Here is an 18,209-nt window from a genome sequence, read left to right on the forward strand (position 1 = left end):
CTCGCGTAGCCGGTCCTCGCTGTTGGGTAGGGCCTTGTCGAACAGCTTCTTCCCGTCGCCGGTCAGGGCCGTGGCCCAGTGCTCGGCCTTGCCCACGCCCGATACCGACGAAGACCTCCACGTCCTCGATATCCATCTTCCCGCGCGCCTCTCTCGTGCGTTGGTGGGTCAGCCTGTCAGGCAGACGGCCCCGCACCCACGCCTGCGAAAGGACTCGCGTCAAGCGGTCCGTTCCCCTAATCAGCGCCTCCCCTCCGCCCGCCACCACCGATGACTTTCACCCCCCGGATCATCAAACGACAGGGGCACCACACCCATGCCCACAGCGGCTGGCCCAGCCACCGGCACTCCTTCACCGGCGACCACAAACAAGGTAACGGGCGAAGCGAAGGCGGCCGTTCCGCCGATGCGGGGCTCCAGACGGGCGGCTGACCGCACATTCGGACAGGCGGGTCCCGCAAACGCAGGAGGGATGCACCTACTTGGACCCCGTTCCCCCGGTTGGACCGCTCTCCCCCGGTTGGACCGTCTGAAACAGCGTCTAGAGCGGTCCAAGTAGAGCTAGGCGGTCCAAGTAGGGCCAGTGGCCCGGCTATCCCCCGGTTCACAAGGCCCCTGCTCACATCCGACCGACCGCGCCGCCGCGGCTGACGCACCCGCACACCGGCGGCGGCTCATGAGCACCACGACGCCGGCACACACTGTGCCCGCACATTCGTGCACGTCCTGTGAGCGAACTAAACGCGGGGTGCACTCCCCGTCGACGCCTCGGGATGATTGGGCTATGGTGACGGTATGGTCATAAAAAAGAACTCCAATCGCAATATCTCCGCCGTCGCCTCCCTGATGCTCGCCGGCAGCCTGGCGCTGACGCTGACCGCCTGCGGCTCCTCCGATGACGCCGGCGCTGACGCGTCGACGGCAGCGAGTGAGGCGGCCGCCGTCGAGACCGTCGCGGCCACCGAGGATGCGGACGCGACGGCAACCGAGACCGATGCCGCGGACGACTCCAATGCCGGCTCCGCAACCGCGGCGACCCCGGCGCCCGAGGGTGTGATGATCTCCGCCATGTCCGGTCGGGAGCTGCCCGAGAAGGTGGGCGATTACACCAACGTCGGCAAGAACGGGTCCGTGGATGACTACAAGCTCAATGAGGACGACGGCGCTTTCGACTCCATCGGTGTCGAGGCCCGGGTGGGAATGGACTACGAGGGCGCTATCGAGCGTCTGAGCGACACGGTGCCCGCCGGCACCGGCCTGTGCGGCACCAATCCTGGGAACGACAACCCCACCTGCTACATGCGAGCAACCGACGGAACGGTTGTGATCACGTCATACGCCTCCTTCATCACCATTGAGGACCTGGCCGCCTTCTGCAACGAACTCGCCGCGCAGCTCGGCACCGAGTAACCGCCTCCCCGTATGACCGCCGGACGGGAGCCGGCTCCGCTCCCGTCCGGCGGTTGAGTGATTGGAGATGCGTCGAGCGTCGCATTGTGTCGGCCATGCCGTTTAGAGTCGGACCGTGACCACCGCCCTCTACCGCCGCTACCGGCCCGACACCTTCCAGGACGTCATCGGGCAGGAGCATGTGACCGCTCCGCTCATGGCGGCCCTGAGTGCCGACCGTGTCACCCACGCCTACCTGTTCTCCGGCCCGCGCGGCTGCGGCAAGACCACCTCCGCCCGCATCCTGGCCCGCTGCCTGAACTGTGAGCAGTTCCCCACCGACACCCCCTGCGGGCAGTGTCCCTCGTGCCGCGACCTGGCCACCGGCGGTCCGGGCTCGCTCGACGTCGTCGAGATCGACGCCGCCAGTCACAACGGGGTCGACGACGCCCGTGACCTGCGTGAGCGCGCCTCCTTCGCACCCGCCCGGGATCGCTACAAGATCTTCATCCTCGACGAGGCCCACATGGTCACCCCCCAGGGCTTCAACGCCCTGCTCAAGCTGGTTGAGGAGCCGCCCGAGCACGTGAAGTTCATTTTCGCCACCACCGAGCCGGACAAGGTCATCGGCACCATCCGCTCACGAACCCACCACTACCCCTTCCGGCTGGTTCCGCCGGACATCCTGGAGGGTTACCTCGGCCGCCTGTGCCAGGCGGAGGGCATGGGGGTCGGGCCGGGTGTGTTCCCGCTGGTGGTGCGCGCGGGTGGTGGCAGCGTGCGCGATACCCTGTCGGTCATGGACCAGCTCATCGGTGGTGCCGTCGCCGGCGAGGTTGACTATCAGCGCGCCGTCGCCCTGCTCGGATACACGGACACCACCCTGCTGGACTCCTGCGTGGACGCGGTCGCCGCGGCGGACGGCGCCGGCGTGTTCCGGGTGGTGGACCGCGTGGTCACCTCCGGGCATGACCCGCGGCGCTTCGTCGAGGATCTCCTGCAGCGGCTGCGCGACCTGCTGGTGATCGCGCTCGCGGGCAGTGAGGCCGGGCCCGCGCTCGGCTCCCTACCCGCCGATGAACTCTCCCGCATGGACGGCCAGGCCCGCACCATCGGAGCGGCCGGCCTGTCCCGGGCGGCGGACGTGACCGCGAAGGCCCTGGATCAGATGGTGGGTGCCACCTCGCCGCGGTTGCAGCTGGAGCTGCTCATGGCCCGCCTGCTCCTGCCGGATACGACGACGGCGCAGCCCGCCCCGCCCGCCGCCGGGACCGGGCGGCCAGATATTTCCAGCCGGATCGCTGCGGCGCCGCACCGCTCAGCACCGACGGCGGCTCCCGCGAACCGGTCGCGCCCCGCGCCTGCGGCCACGGTTGGCAGTCCTCAGTACTCCACGCCCCCGCCCGCCGGACCGTCTGCGGTTCCCAATGAGTGGGAGCCGGCAGCGGCGCCTGAGCGCGGCCGTGAGGCCGCCGTGCCCGCGGCCGCACAGGCCGCTGCTGAACACACGAGGGACTCCGCCGTGCAAGGCGGAGCCGATGAGGTCTCGGCCGGTGCGCTCCCGCCACCCGGATCTTCCGGTCCTGCTGCGCGCCAGGGACGGGCCGCGGCTCCCGGCGATTCATCTGTGCCGCCGGCCGGAACACCGTCGTCCCCGGGCGGGTCCGCGCCCGCTGCGGGTGCCGCCGACGCCGAGATGATCCGTGCCCGCTGGGAGGAGGTGCTCGAGGCCGCCAAGCGTTCGCGGCGGGCCACCTGGGCACTGGTGGGCCCCAACTCTCAGCCCGGCGGCATCAGCGACGGCGTCTTCCAGATCATCTTCACCGGCCAGGGTCTGGTCAATGCCTTCGAGAACGGCGGCCATGGTCCGGTGCTCGCCCAGGCCATCCATCAGGCCCTCGGCCTCGACCTGGAGGTGCACGCCGTGCTCGCCGGCCCCGGGGGACCGGCTGGCCCGGGTGGTGATCCCGGCGGCCCGGGTGGTGGTGTCAGCGGAGGCCGCGGTGGATTCGGCACGCGATCCGGCCCGGGCGCCGGCCCTGGCGACGCGGGCGCATCGGCATACGCACCCGGCGAAGGTCCTGGCGCGGGTGCCAGGTCGGGATCCGGCTTCGGCGGCATGCAGCCTCCTGCCGGTGCTGCGCAGACACCCACTCCTACGTCGGCCCCCGTGGGCGACGACGGTTGGGGAGAGGTCGCCGTCCCCGGCGGAGGCCACGGCGCCCGCGAACAGCCGGCAATTGCCGCCGAAACCGCAAGTGCGGAAGCCGTCGCGGCCCCCCGCTCTGAATCGCCCGCCTCGCCGGCGGATGTCGGCGTGGAGCCGACGCCCGCCGATGACGAGCCTGTTGGTGCGCTCCCCGCCGACGCGGGTCCGGAGAGCCCGCACGCCTGGCCGCCGGCAGAAACTGCGGACGGCGGCGTGAGCACGCGGGCCTATGCTGCGTCGGCGGATGTTGCGTCGGCTCAAGCCGAGGCCGCACCGCTCGCCACCGTCCACAGGCTGCGCCCATTGCCGGACGTGCCCAAGCCGACGTCACCGGCCGCGGCCGCCACTGCCGATCCCGCCCCAAGCCCCGGAGGACCACCGGCGTCGGCGGAATCCGCGGATCCGCCGTCCGCCGTCGGCCCGGCGCCCTCGCGACCACGCGGTCTGGCACCGGTGGCCTGGGACGCCCCGGAACAGACCTTCTCCGACGGCGTACCAGTACCCGAGGAGCCCGGTGACCCTGAAGGGCCCGAGGATGAGGGCCAACGTTCCGGTTCTGCTCGGCTGGCCGCGGCGCAGGCGGCCGCCAGAGCCGCCGCCAGTGGCGCTGCCCGCAACCACCACAGCGGTGAGGCTGCACCCGCACCGGCGCGTTCCGCCCTTGAGGACGACCTGCCCAGTGAGGACGATGAGGATGCCGAAGAGGCCGGTGTAGTCGGTCTCGAAGTCGTCAAACGCCTTCTGGGCGCCACCGTCCTGGAGGAGATCACCGTTACTCAGGAAGGACGCTGACCTTGCCCGCCGCCTACGAAGGTGCACTTCAGGACCTCGTTGACCAGTTCGGCGAACTGCCCGGTATCGGACCCAAATCCGCACAACGGCTCGCCTTCCACATTTTGTCGGCGGACACCGACAGCGTCGAGCGGCTGGTGGAGGCGCTGCGCGCCGTCAAATCCCGGGTGCGATTCTGTCAGATCTGCGGGAATGTGGCCGAGTCCGAGCAGTGCGTCGTCTGCCGCGACCCGCGGCGCGACCGCAGCGTCGTGTGCGTGGTGGAGGAGCCCAAGGACGTGGTCGCCATAGAGCGGACGCGGGAGTACCGGGGCCTGTACCACGTGCTCGGTGGCGCCATCGACCCGATCAACGGGGTCGGCCCGGACGACTTGCGCATCCGCGAGCTATTCACCCGGGTGGGGGACGGTGAGGTGGAGGAGGTCATCCTGGCCACCGACCCGGACGTCGTGGGGGAGGCGACAGCCGCCTACCTGACCCGCATGCTGCGCACCATGGCCGTTCCCGTTTCCAGGCTGGCCTCCGGTCTGCCCGTGGGCAGCGATCTGGAGTACGCGGACGAGGTCACGTTGGGCCGCGCCTTCGAGGGGCGTCGGCGCGTTGACGAGGAGCACTGAGCGGGACCCGACGGCGCATGACCTTGACCACCGGCCCTAACTCCTCCGCCACGGCCTAAAGCCAGTAGAGTCCGATTAATCGCCCGAGCTATTGCCGTGTTCGTGCTCCAGAAGCGATGTACCTTCATTGATCTGTGTTCTGCGTCTCGTATCAAGTTCGTTAAGAACTCGCTGCCGAGGCTTGTCTCACGCATGGTCGGTGTTAGCCTTCTACGGCCGTATAAGTAGATGTCTGACGTCATGGATGTTCTGTATGTCACGCTGGTCTGCATCCATTGAGAGGACTAACATGCTGTTTGCCAAGGCTGTTGCGAGCGGCAGTTCGCAACCGGCTCCGTTTGAACGCCCACTCCGTACTGCCACTGTTGCCGTGCTCGTGATGCTGCTGTCGGTGGCCGGGGTTCTGCTGGGGCTGAGTCTTCCGTCGACCGCGCGAGCCGCGGACAACCCGGACATCGTGGTCTCCAACCTCACCCTGGTGAAGTCCTCTGCCACCGGGCAGGACGATCCGAGCGATACCAACGTAGCCGTTGATGACACCCTGCGCCTATCTTTCGCCTGGGACGCCCGGAATGCCAACGCCAAGGGAGGGGACTCCTTCTCAATCGGTCTACCCGCGGAGATCGAGAACCGCGAGCATCCGCTGTCCCAGCCGCTCACAGTCACCTACAACGGCGTCCAGACCACGATCGGCAACTGTGTGCTGGGCCAGTACACCATCACCTGCACCTTCAACGAGGAGTTGGACCGGCTCATCAATCAAGGATTTGACGGTCTGAACGGCTCCGGCTCGGCGCTGGTCACCGCGGTGCAGGCCACAGACTCCAACACCATTGACATCAACGCCAATGGGAAGGTGACCGCGGTCGAGGTCCCCGGGGGGCGGATCGGGGAGAACACCGGCACCGGCTACTCGCCCGAGTCATTCCGCAAATGGGCGTATGCGCTCAACTCCACCTCCACCAGTGTGGACTGGGAACTCAGTTTCGGCACGCCGGCCATTACGGATGCCCTGGCAGCTGCTGGGACCCCGATCACGGTGGACGGCCAGACCGTTTCGACGATCACGATCACTGACCGTCTCACTCCAGGGCAGACCTACCTGACAGACCTCAGCAAGTGGACGCTGGACATCGGGCCGAGTGCCGATCGCGACACCGCCCTGGGCACCGTCACGGACGCCACCGGTACGGACCACAACACCTCCCTGGGTGATTTCGACCTGGAGGTCTCGCTGGATGACGTGGAGGCGACCATTCGGATTACCGGCCCCTTCGCCCCGAACACGAACTACGTCGTCTACTACTCCTCAGTCCCAACCACCGGCGACCAGGTGATCCAGCCGGGTGTCGAGTACGTGAACAATGCGAAGCTGGCGGGCACCACTGCCGAGACCAGCTACACGGTCTACTACACGAGGTCGTTCACCATCGATGTGTCCATGGCGCCGGGATTCGGCGGGTTGAATGTCACCAAGCTGCTCTCGGGTGAGGCGGCTCCGCGCGTGTCGGACGGGACCACCTTCACCGTCGGGATCGACTACCTGCTGCCGGGCGGAGCCACAGTGGACACCTACGAGGGCTGGACGGCGCCGGGAGAGGTCAACACCGAACGCACCGGCGGGACCACGACCATGGAGGTCACTCTGGGGGCGATCACCACCTACAACGGAACTTTCCCGGCGGGTACGGTACTCACTCTGAGCGAGGACCCGGCATCGGCGTCGGAGACGCCGAGTGGAGTCACCTGGGGTGCGCCTGTCTTCACCGTGGGTGGTGAGACCACCGCTTCGCTGACGGTGGCGAACCAGGAGTCCACCGCTGTCATGCTGAGGAATACGGCTGATGACGGCCAGGTGGCCAAGGGCTCGTTCTCAGTGATCAAGACGGTGGAGGGTGCCAACGAGCTGTCCAGTAGGGAGTTCACCTTCACCTACAGCTGCGACGATCCGGATGCCACCAACGGCACCATCACGGCCACGGGCGATGGCACGGTCGTGGATGCCGGTGTTTCGCTGCCTGTCGGCACCCAGTGCACGGTAACCGAGGACGTCGATGCCGCCCAGGTCGAGGGCTACACCCTTGACGTCTTGGGACCGCAGGCTGTCACTATCGAAAGCGACGTCTCCCAGACGGTGAGTGCACAGTTCATTAACACCTACACACCGGAGGTCGTGCCGTCACCGTCGCCGTCGCCGGAGCCGAGTGTGACGCCGTCGCCGGAGCCGAGTGAGTCGCCGTCGCCGGAGCCGAGTGCAACGAGCTCTGAGACACCGAGCGCGCCGGTTCCCGGTTCTTCCGGAACGCCTTCGAGGCCCGCGGCCGGAGTTCCGTCCTCGTCTCCGACTCCGCGTGTATCCGGGCCACTGGCACGCACCGGTGCGAGCGCCGGGATCGCGTTGATTGCCGTGCTGGCGCTGGCAGCTGGCGGGACACTGCTCGTGGTCCGACGCCGCGCCTAGGATCGGAGTTACACCTCCGGAATCAGGGACCGAGGCCGGGTGCCTCACCGGTTCTGAAGGGGTACCGGCCGTGAATGCCATCAACTCTGACGCCCCCGGGTCTGCCTCGGGGGCGTCAGAGTCGTCTGGGGGCGTATGGCGCGCGCCCTTGCCGGCTCTTCCGGTTGTGGGTGTGTTGATGCGGGTCGGGGCCTGCGGTGTGGTGGTCGCCTTCGGGTGTGGGAGGTCGTGTTCGGGTCGGCAAGGTCGTTGTCGGTGGGTGCCGGTTTGCCGAAGACGACCTTTTCAGCCCCAAACCCTCCACGTTCGGGAGGGTTTGGGGAGGAAGAGGACGTTTTGGCCGGGCCGGTGACGTTCTCGGGCCGATGAGGACGTTCTCGCCGAACCGGAGACGATCACGGGCCATCAGCTCAGGCGGTGTTGGCGAGCGTGTATGATCCCTTGGGATCGTTGAGATTGTGCCGACGCCGGATCGGGCTTGTGGTGCCAGCGGTTCGGCAGTTCCGAGGACGGCACGTACCTCTACCGTACGAACCGCCAGGCCAACACAACTCGCAAACACGAAGGCCCTTATACCGGCCTCGGTGTCGAAGCGGCTCAGGCCAGTCGGATGCCGCGGGGGAGCGGACCCGCCGGGACCCGCAGGCGGCGGGACGCGACCCAGGCCCCGCCTGCACCGAGCAGCAACAGCAGCGCCACACTCGCCGGCCAGAACGCCACGTGGCCGGCGCCGGACTCGTCGCGCGAGTTCTCGTAGGCGTCGCCGTCGCGGTCATTGGCCTGCTCGGCGCAGGGGTTACGGATCGTTGGTTCTGAGGACCGTGGGTCGCGCATCGTGTCGATTGCGCGGCCGAGCCCCTCCAGAAAGCTCTCGGAGCCGTAGTGGCTCAGCGGTGCTCGGGCCGACACATCTCCCAGTGCCACAAAGGGATTGGGGATGAGCATCCACCAGATCCGCTCGCCGTGAGTGACAGTCTCGTAGTGGCTGTGGGGGTCCTCGCGGCACACCAGTTGGTCATCCGTGGAGGCGTCGTAGTCAATACTGTAGGTGATCCGTTCCCGCTGCTCCTGCACCATGGGAGTCACGATCGCGGTGGCCAGGGGTGTGCCGACCGTCAATGCCGCCACCACCAGGTAAGTCAGCACAGCGGATGCCGAGGTCCGGGCCGTCAGCGCGGAGAAGCCCAGGCCGATGCCGCACACTGACCCCAGCGTCACCACCAGCAGCAGCATATGGCCCAGCAGCGCCGGCAGGCTCGCCCCGCCCACCGCCGCCAGTATCAGCAGGAATGGCAGTGCCACCGCCAGGAAGGCCATGGCCGCCGTCCACGCCGCCAGCAGCTTACCGACGGCGATCTCCCAGCTGCGCAGCGCCGTGGCCTGCAGCGGCGCCAGGGTCGCGTCGGCGCGGTCCCCGTTGATGGAGGTGGCCGACAGCGTGGGTGCCACGATCAACCCGATCCCGAGCACGAAGCACAGCACCATGTCATACAGGACCGGTGCGAACTCCTCGCGTTCCATGCCCGCGGAGACGGACAGTCCCGTCATGCCCACGAACAGCACTATGAGCACCAGCGCCCACACCAGCAGCATTACCCACCAGCGGGTCGACCGCACTCGCTGCCGCAACTCCAGCACCATCACGGTGCGTATGCCCCGTCGGCTCATGCGCGTTCCTCCTCCATTGCGAGATACGCCGCCTCCAGCGCACCGGTCGCCGGAGCGAAGGACACCACCTCGACTCCGTCCTCAACGGCCTGCCGCAGAATGCGTGCCGCGGCGTCGTCGTCGGCCACATCCAAATGCACTGAACCGTCGGGGTCGACGACGGCACCTGGCGGTGCCCCCGCCCGCGCCCACGCCGCCAGGCGCCCGGAGTCCAGGGCCCGCATCCGCCAGGTGGTGCGCAGCAGCGTGGGCCGCACCGGGGCCATGCCGCCTGCGGTCGCCGTGGTCTCCGCCCCTGCGTCTTCTGCGGCCTGGCTAGACGCCGCGGTGGCAGCATCGGTGAGGCCTGTGCCGGGAGGTGCAACCGCGCGCCCGCGGGACATGAAGACGACGCCGTCGACCATCTCCTCCAGTTCGCCCAGCACGTGGCTGGAGATCAGCACCGTCGCCCCCTGGTCGGCCAGGTCTCGCAGAATGCCGCGCAGATCAGCGCGTGAGCGGGGGTCCATGCCAGCAGCCGGCTCATCCAGCAGCAGCACCTGCGGGGAATGGACGAGCGCTCGCGCCAGGCCCAGGCGCTGCTTCTGCCCACGCGACAGCACGCGTGCCGGGGTGCGAGCCATGTCCTCCAGGTGCACGAGGGCGAGCATGTCGGCGGCGCGTTCGCGGGCGGTTTCGTCGTCGAGTCCCTGGGCGGCGGCGAAGGTCAGCAGGATCTCCGTGCAGGTCAGCGAGTCCCAGGTGCCGAAGGCATCCGGCATCCAACCCACCGCCTGGTGCACCTGGCGCGGCTGGGTGACCGGGTCGAGGCCCGCCACCTTGATTGTGCCCGTGTCCGGGCGTAGTAGGGCCGCCAGCATGAGCAGCAGGGTGGTTTTGCCCGCCCCGTTGGGGCCAACCAGGCCGGTGATGGCACCGGAGGGTGCGGACAGGCTCAGCCGCTGCACGGCCGGCGCCGACCCGAAGAAGCGTGTGACCTGGTTCGCCTCAATGCTCATGGGGTCAATGTAACGGTTAAGTCATGGGGTGGTGAGCCTACCGCCCGGACCAGCGCGTGGTAGTCGGCCCGGACGAGCTGCGCATCCGCGAGTTGTCCGCCCGGGCGGGGACCGGCGAGGTGGACGAGGACAGCTGAATGACGGTAGGCCTGAGCCGAGGATTCGGCCGCACCTTCCGTGCACACCCCACCCGCAATCGCGAAAAGCCGGGTACCCTGGATTAACCATTGTCGGCTCAAGGTCGAAGGGCCCTGGGTGCGGGAGGGGAGGGTTATGCCTACCATCGGACGACGTCACGCCCTCAGAGCGGTACTGATTACCGGTGCTGCCGCCACTGGGATCCCGGTTCTGATGGGGTGCTCGACTTCGACGTCGCCCGGTGACTCGGGGACCCCCTCAGCGGGCCCGCAGGGCTCCGGAGGCGCCGCTCCCGGGGGCTCCGTAGCGACGCCGGCACCCTCCAGCGATGCGAGCGCTGAGGGGGAGTTGCTCACACCCCGCGATGATCTGGTTTCGCCGTCGCGTATCCAGTGGGACTCGTGGAGGCTGATCGACCCGACAACGGTGGAGGTGAGCTTTGTCGGCGGCTCGCCCACATGCATCGGCGTATCCGTGGAGCTGCGGGAGACCCCGCAAGACGTCACCATTAATCTCAGCGATGGGGTGCTGCCTGAGATGGCAGACGCCAATTGCCCGGCGATCGCGGTGCTGTCGGCGGTGCGAGTCACGCTCGCCGAGGACCTCGCTGAGCGAGAGGTGCGCCAAGACGACACTTCGGAGTGAGCCGCCGGTTGCCGGCGCCGAGGCCGGATGACGGCGCGCAGGCGCTAGGTGTCTCGCCGGCAGAGGGCGAGGGCATAGGTCGCGAGGTTGAAGGTGTGCGTCCGGTGGTCGTGACTGTTGCAGACGGCCCTTGGCCGCTGACACCTACCCGACGAGTCGGAGTGCCATAGGATAGATCCATGGTTGACCAGCCGATCACACGCCTCGACGTGACCGACTTCGGGCCCTTTGCGTCGGCTGACCTGACCTTCTCGCCTCAGATCAACGTCTTTGTCGGCACGAACAACACCGGCAAGTCCATGCTCCTCAAGCTGCTGTACGCCATGACGGCGGTGGCCTCGGAGAAGTCGAACCCGGCGGGGCGCGGTTCGGGCGCCGACAGCTGGCCGGGGGACCTTCCCGGCAAGCTGCGCGGCGTCTTCAACTCGGGCTCGATCAGTTCGCTCACCACGCACGGGAAACGTCCGACACGTCTTAACCTAACGCTGGGCGACGGAAGTGATCTCGCCTACGAGTTCTCGGACGACGAGATGCCCGGTGATCGCAATGTCTTCCTCGACGTCGGCTTCCGCCGCCCCCGTGGCTTTCCCGTATTCATTCCCGCACACGAGATCCTATCGGTCGCCCGCGGTCTGCGCTCGCTCTTCGCCACCTACGAGGTCCCCTTCGATGAGACCTGGAACGACCTGGCGACGCTCCTTTACCGCCCCCGACTCAAGGACCGCTCCGACACGGAGATTGAGGACTTCATCGGCGACATCGTCGGCGGGCGCTTCGAGGTGAGGGATGAGCGCTTCGCTCTGCGCCGCGACACAGAGGGTGATTCAGGTGTTCAGTTTGAGGCGCCGCTGGTCTCCGAGGGGCACCGCAAGCTCGGCATGATCCAGGTGCTCCTCGCCAACGGAGTCCTCAAGGACCAGGGTTACCTGTTCTGGGACGAGCCGGAGGCCAACCTCAACCCCGCTTCCATCCGGCTTCTCGCCCCGCTCATCGCCGGGCTCGCCCGCCGCGGTGTCCAGGTCTTCCTCGCCACCCACAGCCTCTTCCTCCTGCGCGAGCTCCAGATGCTCGATGAGGATGAGGCCGCGGACATCCGCTACTTCGGGCTCGACCGTGCCAACGACGATCCGGTGACCGTGACGCAGGCCGATGACCTTGACGATCTGCCCGTCATCACTGCCCTCGACGCCGAGCTCGAGCAGTCCACCCGCTACCTCCACCGGTGACCACCTGTGGCTCATTGAGGCGAAGGACTACGCCTACCCGGAGGCGAGAGAGCCCAAGGACCTGGTCGCCGTCGTGGCCGAGAAGGTCGTGGATACGCTCGCGGGCCTGCACGCCGGGACTCGCGCTGAACATGCCGAGCGGGAGATATGCCGTAAGGCGGTGAAGACGCAGTGGCTTTCGGTAGCGCTGCGCATCGACCTGCCCGGCGCGCAGCCGCACGCGAGGCGAGGTCGGCAAGCCGCCGCACAGCGAACGATGGCGGACTACCAGCAGGCCCTCCGCAAGTCGCTCCGCCGCGTAGTCAACGGCAAGGTTCATGTCGTCACAGGCCGGGAGAACCCGTCGACTGTCGCGTGGACCGTGCGATGGAGCGAGGAGGGACGTCGGGTTCACCGGCAGTAGGTGTGTCTTCGAGGGACGCCGCCGGATCGACGAGGAGGGCTGAGTCGGGAGCCGGTCGGGCGTTGCACGACCTTGGTGTACGTTCCACGACCACCCCGGGGTCGTGAAACATGTACCAAGGTCGTGGAACGGCGCCAGGGGTCGTGGGACGCGGCGGAGCGTCAACGCGGGCCGTATGCTTAGCCCCGACGCCACGCCGAGGACGCCGGGACGCCCCGCGCGGGCGCCCGCCGAGTCGGCGTCGGCGCAGACCGTACCGGCAGCACAACGGCAGGAACCCCCACATGGCACTGGTCGTGCAGAAATACGGAGGCTCATCCGTCAGCGACGTTGAGGCGATCCGCCGCGTCGCCAGGCGCGTCGTCGCCACCCGTAAGGCGGGCAACACTGTGGTGGTGGTCGTCTCCGCCATGGGTGACACCACCGACGACCTGCTGGACATGGCCGGCGCCGTCTCCGCCAAGCCGCCCGCCCGCGAGATGGACATCCTCCTGTCCGCCGGTGAGCGCATCTCCATGGCGCTGCTGGCCATGGCCATCGGCGAGCTGGGCGTGCCCGCGCGCGCCTACACCGGCGCCCAGGCGGGCGTGCTCACCGACTCCAAGTACGGGCGCGCCAGCATCGTCGGCGTGATCCCCGAGCGCGTCGCCCGCGCCGTTCAGATGGGGGCGGTCGCCGTCGTCGCCGGCTTCCAGGGCATCAACGAGGTGGAGGACGTCACCACCCTGGGCCGCGGCGGCTCCGACACTACCGCGGTCGCCCTGGCCGCCGCCCTGAACGCCGACGTCTGCGAGATCTACACCGACGTCGACGGCCTGTTCACCGCCGACCCACGCATCGTCCCCACCGCCCGCCGCGTCGAGGCCATCTCCAGCGAGGAAACCCTGGAGATGGCCGCCAACGGCGCCAAGATCCTGCACCTGCGTGCGGTGGAGTACGCCCGCCGCTTCGGCGTGCCCCTGCACGTGCGCTCCTCCTTCTCCGACAAGACCGGCACCTGGATCTATGACGGCCGCCGTGAGGGCGCCTTCATCCCGCCCGTACTGCCCGGGGTCGACGACGCCCCCTCCGCCCCCACGCCCGCACCGGCGCCCAGCACCGCCCCCGCCCCGGCCATGGACGCCATCACCGGCCGCGTCGTCGCCCCCACCGGCTCCCAACCGCCAGACGGAGCCTCCGTCGGCGCCGCCCACACCCGCGCCGTCAACGCTCGCGCCCAGGCCCGCCCGCACCCGTCCGCACAGGAGGATCACGTGGAAGCCCCCGTCATTTCCGGCATCGCCCACGACCGCAGCCAGGACAAGATCACCCTGGTCGGCGTGCCCGACATCCCTGGCGCCGCCGCCCGCATCTTCGAGATCGTCGCGCGCACCGACGCCAACATCGACATGATCGTGCAGGACATCTCCGCCGAGGGTACCGGCCTGACCAACATCTCCTTCACCTGCCCCGACGGCGATTCGGCCAAGTCCCGCGCCGCCCTGGAGGCCGCCCGCGACGAACTCGGCTTCAAGACGCTGCACTTCAATCCCAACATCGGCAAGCTCTCCCTGGTCGGCGCCGGTATGCGCTCCCACCCGGGCGTGTCCGCCAAGCTCTTCGGCGCCCTGAGCGAGGCCGGGATCAACATCGACATGATTTCCACCTCCGAGATCCGCATCTCGGTGGTGGTGGACGACGCCGTACTCGACGAGGCCGTACGCGCCGTCCACTCCGCCTTCGGCCTCGACGCCGAGGCCGCCGAGGCGGTCGTGTATGGAGGTACCGGACGATGAGCAATCAGAACGATCAATATGCAGATGCTTCCCGGACGGCCGCGGCCCCCGGGGGTGCGCGCGGATACGTCGGTTCCGAGGACGGCATCGCCGTCGCCGTCGTCGGCGCCACCGGGCAGGTCGGACGGGTCATGCTCGCCATGCTCGCGCAGCGCGACTTCCCCGCCCGTAGCCTGCGCCTGTTCTCCTCCGCCCGTTCCGCCGGGACCATGGTGGAGTTCCGCGGTGCCCGCATCGAGGTGGAGGATGTGGCCACCGCCGACTTGACCGGCATCGATGTGGCCATCTTCTCCGCCGGCGGGGCCGCTTCCCGCGAGTACGCGCCCCGCTTCGCCGCCGCCGGCGCCGTCGTGGTGGACAACTCCTCCGCCTGGCGCCGCGACCCGCAGGTGCCGCTGGTGGTCGCCGAGGTCAACCCCGAGGCGCTGGCCGACCGCCCCAAGGGCATCATCGCCAACCCCAACTGCACCACCATGGCGATCATGCCGGCCCTGAAGGTGCTGCACGATGAGGCCGGGCTCCGGCGCCTGGTCGCCTCCACCTACCAGGCCGTGTCCGGCTCCGGGCGCGCCGGGGTCGCCGAGCTGGCCGGGCAGGTGCGCGGCGTCGTCGAGCAGGGGCAGGAGATCGAGGGCCTCGCCCTGGACGGCCGGGCCGTCAGCTTTCCCGAGCCGGGCGTGTACGTGGACACCATCGCCTTCAACGCCGTCGCCTGGGCCGGGAACGACGCCGGTGACGGGACCGGGGAGACCGATGAGGAGCAGAAGCTGCGCTACGAGTCCCGCAAGATCCTGGGGATCCCGGAGCTGCGCGTATCCGGCACCTGCGTGCGCATCCCGGTGTTCTCCGGGCACGGCGTGAGTGTGAGCGCCGAGTTCGAGCGCGCTCTCAGCCCGGAACGGGCGATCGAGTTGCTGCGCGCCGCCCCCGGCGTCACCTACGAGGAAGTACCCAGCCCGCTGAAGTCCGCCGGCCGCGACGGCACCTTCGTGGGTCGGGTGCGCGCCGACCAGGCCTGGGATGAGGGGCACGGCATCGCGCTATTCGCGGTCGGCGACAACCTGCGCAAGGGCGCCGCCCTGAACGCCGTCCAGCTCGCCGAACTGGTCGCCGCCAACCTGCGCCGAGATCGGTAGAAGTTACGTACCGAGGTCGGTAGAAGTTACGTACCGAGATCGGTAGATATAACCGCCGAGATCGGTCGAAGCGGCGTCGTCGGGCGCCCGCCAACCGGCTACGGACGTGCTACTGCGCGTCCCGCATGACCCGCGGGTCCAGACCGTACTGCGGCGGCACTTCCAGGTGCTCGCGCAGAGTGGTACCCCGGTAGTCGTGATGGAACAGCCCGCGTTCGCGCAGGATCGGGACCACCTCGTCCACAAAGGTGTCGATCCCGTCCTGGTTGACGTCGGGAGAGATCCAGAAGCCGTCGCATGCGCCGGCTTCGAACCACTGTTGCATGTGATCGGCCACGACGGAGGGCGGGCCCACCGGGGTGGGGTGGTAGTCAATGACGCCGTGGGCCAGGATGTCGCGAATCGTCCACCCCTCCCGGGCGATGCTCAGGGCATGGCGGGAGCGGGGATCGAAACTGCTGGGTCGGGCGTCGGTCAGCTCTCCGGCCGTCAATGGCCGGTCGATCTGCTCCGGCTCCAAGTCCAGTCCCAGCATGGCGCCCAGGTAGGGGACCCGCTGCGGGGCACTGACCTCATCCAACTGGCGTCTGCGGGCCAGAGCATCCTCTACCGTGGCGCCAATGAGGGGCATGAGCCCGGCGAAGAACTTGACCTCCTCCGGGTTGCGGCCGTACTGGCGGGCGGCCCGGCGTACGGCGTCGCGCTGGGCGCGGGCATCCTCAATGGTGAAGGCCGCACCGATGACGCCGCTGGCGTAGCGTCCGGCAATGGTCAGGCCGTACTCCCCGCCCCCGGCGGAGAAGATGACCGGCTGCCCCTGCTCGGACGGCGGGATCGGCAGGGGCCCTTGGGAAGCGACGTGCTCCCCGCGCAGGTTCACCGGGCGCACCCGGTCCATGTCGACGAAACGGCCGGTGGCCTTGTCCCGGGTCCAGGCGTCCTCGCCCCAGCTGCCCCACAGGGCCTGGACGGTCTGGATCACCTCGTGCGCGCGGCCATAGCGGACCGGGCGCTCCGCGATGGTCTGGCCGAAGTTCGCGGCGGCGGCCGGATCCGCAGTAGTCACCGCGTTCCAGCCGAAGCGGCCGTGAGTGATCACATCGAGGGCCTTGTACTGGCGGGCGATGTTGTAGGGCTCGTTGAAGGTGGTGGTGCCGGTGGCCACGAAGCCGATCCGGGAGGTCTCGCGGGCCAGGGCGGCGATGGTAACCACCGGATCCATGGTGGCCTGGGGGATACCTCCCCCCCCATGGAGGGAGTGATCGCGAGGTTGTCGGGCAGGAAGAGGAAGTCGAAGGTGCCGCGCTCCGCGGCGCGGGCGTAGCGGACCTGGGCCTCGATGTCGGCATAGGCGGCCGGGTTCACGCCGGGGGCGCGCCAGGCGTTGGCCTGCGAGCCGTATCCGGTTCCCAGGTGCATGCCCAGGATCATCTGTCGTTTGGCGGGAGTGGTGTTCATGGTGCTCCTCTGAAATTCGTAGCGGGCAGCGCGTCTTGCGCACTAGGCGCACTGTCCATAACTGCGGGTCCGTAGGGCGGTGTTGGGCGGCGCATATCTATCTCCGGCGCCGGAGGCGGGGTCAGATGGCGAGGCGATGCAGCCGACGCGCGTACAAGACCAGGGGGCCGATCTCCCCGTCCTGCTCGACTTCGAGTACCCGAAGGAGTGCCAGATCGTGGTCGCCCGCCTCAATGATCCTCTCGGGTACCGCGCTCAGGGTGGCGGGGGATCCCAGGAGGGCAGCGTCTTCGCCGCGCAGGGCGCACTCCAGGCCGACGAAGCGCTGGGCGGTGGGGCCGGCGAGCTGGGTGCCCAGGACGCTGATCCGCAAGAGCGATGCGTAGCGCAGCAGCGGCCAGGTTGAGGAGCTGCGGGCGAAGGCCAGCGAAACCAGCGGCGGGTCCAGTGACACGGAGGTGAAGGAGTTGGCCAGCATTCCTACAGGGGTGCTGTTGTAGTCCTGGCCGGTCACCAGCACGATGCCGGTGGGGAAGCTGGCCAGGGTCCGCCGCAGGGCCTCGGGGCCGACGGGGCTGGTTGGCTGTGGTGGCAACACGCATTTCCGTTCGCCTAGGATCGCTCAAAGTAGCTAATCCGAACGATACGGAGAGACTCTCCGCTTATCAATGGCGCAGGAGTGTTATCCATGTCTGACCCGGCGGTCCGGGACGACGCGCCTCGGGCAAGGAACAGGCGCCGAGTGGTGCGCGCCGACGCGCGGCGCAACCGCGACAAGATCGTTGAGATAGCCGCGCAGATCTTCGCCCGGGAGGGGCTGGACGTCCCTATGGACGCCATAGCCAGGCGTGCCGGAGTGGGGGCGGGGACCCTCTACCGTCACTTTCCCACCAGGCAGGACCTACTTGGCCAGGTGTTGGCGCAGCGCACCACCGATCTGACGCGCAGGCGCCGGGAGATCGAGGGAGCTGCCCTGGAACCCGGTGAGGCGCTCGAGCGGTGGCTGGACGCGCTCGGGGAGTGGATGCGGTCCTATGACGGGCTCCCCGGGCCGTTGCGGGAGGCCTACACCAGCTCCTCCTCGCCGCTGGCTCCAACCTGTGAGGAGGTCATTGAGATGACGCGAGGCTTCCTGCATCCCGCGCAGCGCGCTGGTGTGGCCCGCGCCGAGGTCGACGCCGACACCCTGTACCAGGCCGTGCTGGCCATGGCCTGGGTTGCATCCGCCGTCGACGGCGGGGGAGACGGCGCCGACGACGTTTCATACGACGGTGCAGCTGAGCGCCGCAGCAAC

At 68.6% G+C, this 18,209-nt stretch carries 14 protein-coding genes and 1 pseudogene; 10 read left to right on the top strand and 5 right to left on the bottom strand.

The annotated features are described in order from the left end of the window. Positions 1-136 (bottom strand): annotated as a pseudogene (locus Q4A20_RS05465) (IS110 family transposase); the annotation flags it as partial. 659 nt (positions 137-795) lie between these two features. Between Q4A20_RS05465 and Q4A20_RS05470 the strand changes: the two are divergent. From Q4A20_RS05470 to Q4A20_RS05485, 4 genes are all read left to right on the top strand, one after another. Further along, positions 796-1,410 (top strand): hypothetical protein, encoded by a 615-nt coding sequence (locus Q4A20_RS05470; RefSeq protein ID WP_303121118.1) that lies wholly within the window; start codon positions 796-798, stop codon positions 1,408-1,410. Positions 1,411-1,525: 115 nt separating this feature from the next. Continuing rightward, entirely contained in the window at positions 1,526-4,390 is a 2,865-nt protein-coding gene (locus Q4A20_RS05475) for a DNA polymerase III subunit gamma and tau (protein WP_303121120.1), read from the top strand. 2 nt (positions 4,391-4,392) lie between these two features. Beyond that, on the top strand, positions 4,393-5,007 hold the full coding sequence (gene recR / locus Q4A20_RS05480; RefSeq protein WP_303121122.1) for a recombination mediator RecR: 615 nt from the start codon (positions 4,393-4,395) through the stop codon (positions 5,005-5,007). Positions 5,008-5,386: 379 nt separating this feature from the next. Then, positions 5,387-7,468, top strand: a complete 2,082-nt coding sequence (locus Q4A20_RS05485; protein ID WP_303121195.1) for a DUF5979 domain-containing protein — start codon at positions 5,387-5,389, stop codon at positions 7,466-7,468. Positions 7,469-8,065: 597 nt separating this feature from the next. On the opposite strand, the gene Q4A20_RS05490 is transcribed toward Q4A20_RS05485, so the two are convergent. Both Q4A20_RS05490 and Q4A20_RS05495 read right to left on the bottom strand, forming a co-directional pair. Next, complete coding sequence (locus Q4A20_RS05490; protein ID WP_303121124.1) at positions 8,066-9,136, bottom strand: ABC transporter permease; 1,071 nt, start codon at positions 9,134-9,136, stop codon at positions 8,066-8,068. Then, the gene (locus Q4A20_RS05495) at positions 9,133-10,134 is read right to left on the bottom strand and encodes an ABC transporter ATP-binding protein (protein ID WP_303121126.1); all 1,002 of its coding nucleotides are present in this window, start codon (positions 10,132-10,134) and stop codon (positions 9,133-9,135) included. The genes Q4A20_RS05490 and Q4A20_RS05495 overlap by 4 nt, the downstream gene beginning before the upstream one ends. Before the next feature lie 486 nt (positions 10,135-10,620). On the opposite strand from Q4A20_RS05495, the gene Q4A20_RS05500 reads away from it, so the two are divergent. The 5 genes from Q4A20_RS05500 (at position 10,621) to Q4A20_RS05520 (ending at position 15,457) form a co-directional block, all read left to right on the top strand. After that, complete coding sequence (locus Q4A20_RS05500; protein WP_303121128.1) at positions 10,621-10,917, top strand: hypothetical protein; 297 nt, start codon at positions 10,621-10,623, stop codon at positions 10,915-10,917. 179 nt (positions 10,918-11,096) lie between these two features. Then, positions 11,097-12,143, top strand: coding sequence for an ATP/GTP-binding protein (locus Q4A20_RS05505; RefSeq protein WP_303121130.1), 1,047 nt, complete (start codon positions 11,097-11,099; stop codon positions 12,141-12,143). Between the two features lie 73 nt (positions 12,144-12,216). Then, a complete protein-coding gene (locus Q4A20_RS05510; RefSeq protein WP_303121132.1) occupies positions 12,217-12,546 on the top strand; it encodes a hypothetical protein in 330 nt (109 codons plus the stop codon). A gap of 284 nt (positions 12,547-12,830) precedes the next feature. Continuing rightward, positions 12,831-14,321: an aspartate kinase gene (locus Q4A20_RS05515; RefSeq protein WP_303121134.1), complete on the top strand. Its 1,491-nt coding sequence runs from the start codon at positions 12,831-12,833 to the stop codon at positions 14,319-14,321. Beyond that, a complete protein-coding gene (locus Q4A20_RS05520; protein WP_303121136.1) occupies positions 14,318-15,457 on the top strand; it encodes an aspartate-semialdehyde dehydrogenase in 1,140 nt (379 codons plus the stop codon). The genes Q4A20_RS05515 and Q4A20_RS05520 overlap by 4 nt, the downstream gene beginning before the upstream one ends. Before the next feature lie 109 nt (positions 15,458-15,566). On the opposite strand, the gene Q4A20_RS05525 is transcribed toward Q4A20_RS05520, so the two are convergent. Next, entirely contained in the window at positions 15,567-16,967 is a 1,401-nt protein-coding gene (locus tag Q4A20_RS05525) for an NtaA/DmoA family FMN-dependent monooxygenase (protein ID WP_368502441.1), read from the bottom strand. 69 nt (positions 16,968-17,036) lie between these two features. Next, on the bottom strand, positions 17,037-17,510 hold the full coding sequence (locus Q4A20_RS05530) for a flavin reductase family protein (protein ID WP_303121140.1): 474 nt from the start codon (positions 17,508-17,510) through the stop codon (positions 17,037-17,039). A gap of 93 nt (positions 17,511-17,603) precedes the next feature. Here Q4A20_RS05530 and Q4A20_RS05535 point away from each other — a divergent pair. Further along, positions 17,604-18,209, top strand: a 606-nt coding sequence (locus Q4A20_RS05535; RefSeq protein ID WP_303121142.1) for a TetR/AcrR family transcriptional regulator, incomplete at its 3' end; no start/stop codon positions are given.

Origin of the sequence: Actinomyces sp. (genome assembly GCF_030530635.1) — a bacterium.
Lineage (GTDB): Bacteria > Actinomycetota > Actinomycetes > Actinomycetales > Actinomycetaceae > Actinomyces.

Excerpts from the sequence above, each read along its gene's own strand:
- Q4A20_RS05470 (WP_303121118.1), top strand. The coding sequence starts at position 796 with ATGGTCATAAAAAAGAACTCCAATCGCAATATCTCCGCCGTCGCCTCC.
- Q4A20_RS05485 (WP_303121195.1), top strand. The coding sequence starts at position 5,387 with ATGCTGCTGTCGGTGGCCGGGGTTCTGCTGGGGCTGAGTCTTCCGTCG.
- Q4A20_RS05490 (WP_303121124.1), bottom strand. The coding sequence starts at position 9,136 with ATGAGCCGACGGGGCATACGCACCGTGATGGTGCTGGAGTTGCGGCAG.
- Q4A20_RS05495 (WP_303121126.1), bottom strand. The coding sequence starts at position 10,134 with ATGAGCATTGAGGCGAACCAGGTCACACGCTTCTTCGGGTCGGCGCCG.
- Q4A20_RS05505 (WP_303121130.1), top strand. The coding sequence starts at position 11,097 with ATGGTTGACCAGCCGATCACACGCCTCGACGTGACCGACTTCGGGCCC.
- Q4A20_RS05515 (WP_303121134.1), top strand. The coding sequence starts at position 12,831 with ATGGCACTGGTCGTGCAGAAATACGGAGGCTCATCCGTCAGCGACGTT.
- Q4A20_RS05520 (WP_303121136.1), top strand. The coding sequence starts at position 14,318 with ATGAGCAATCAGAACGATCAATATGCAGATGCTTCCCGGACGGCCGCG.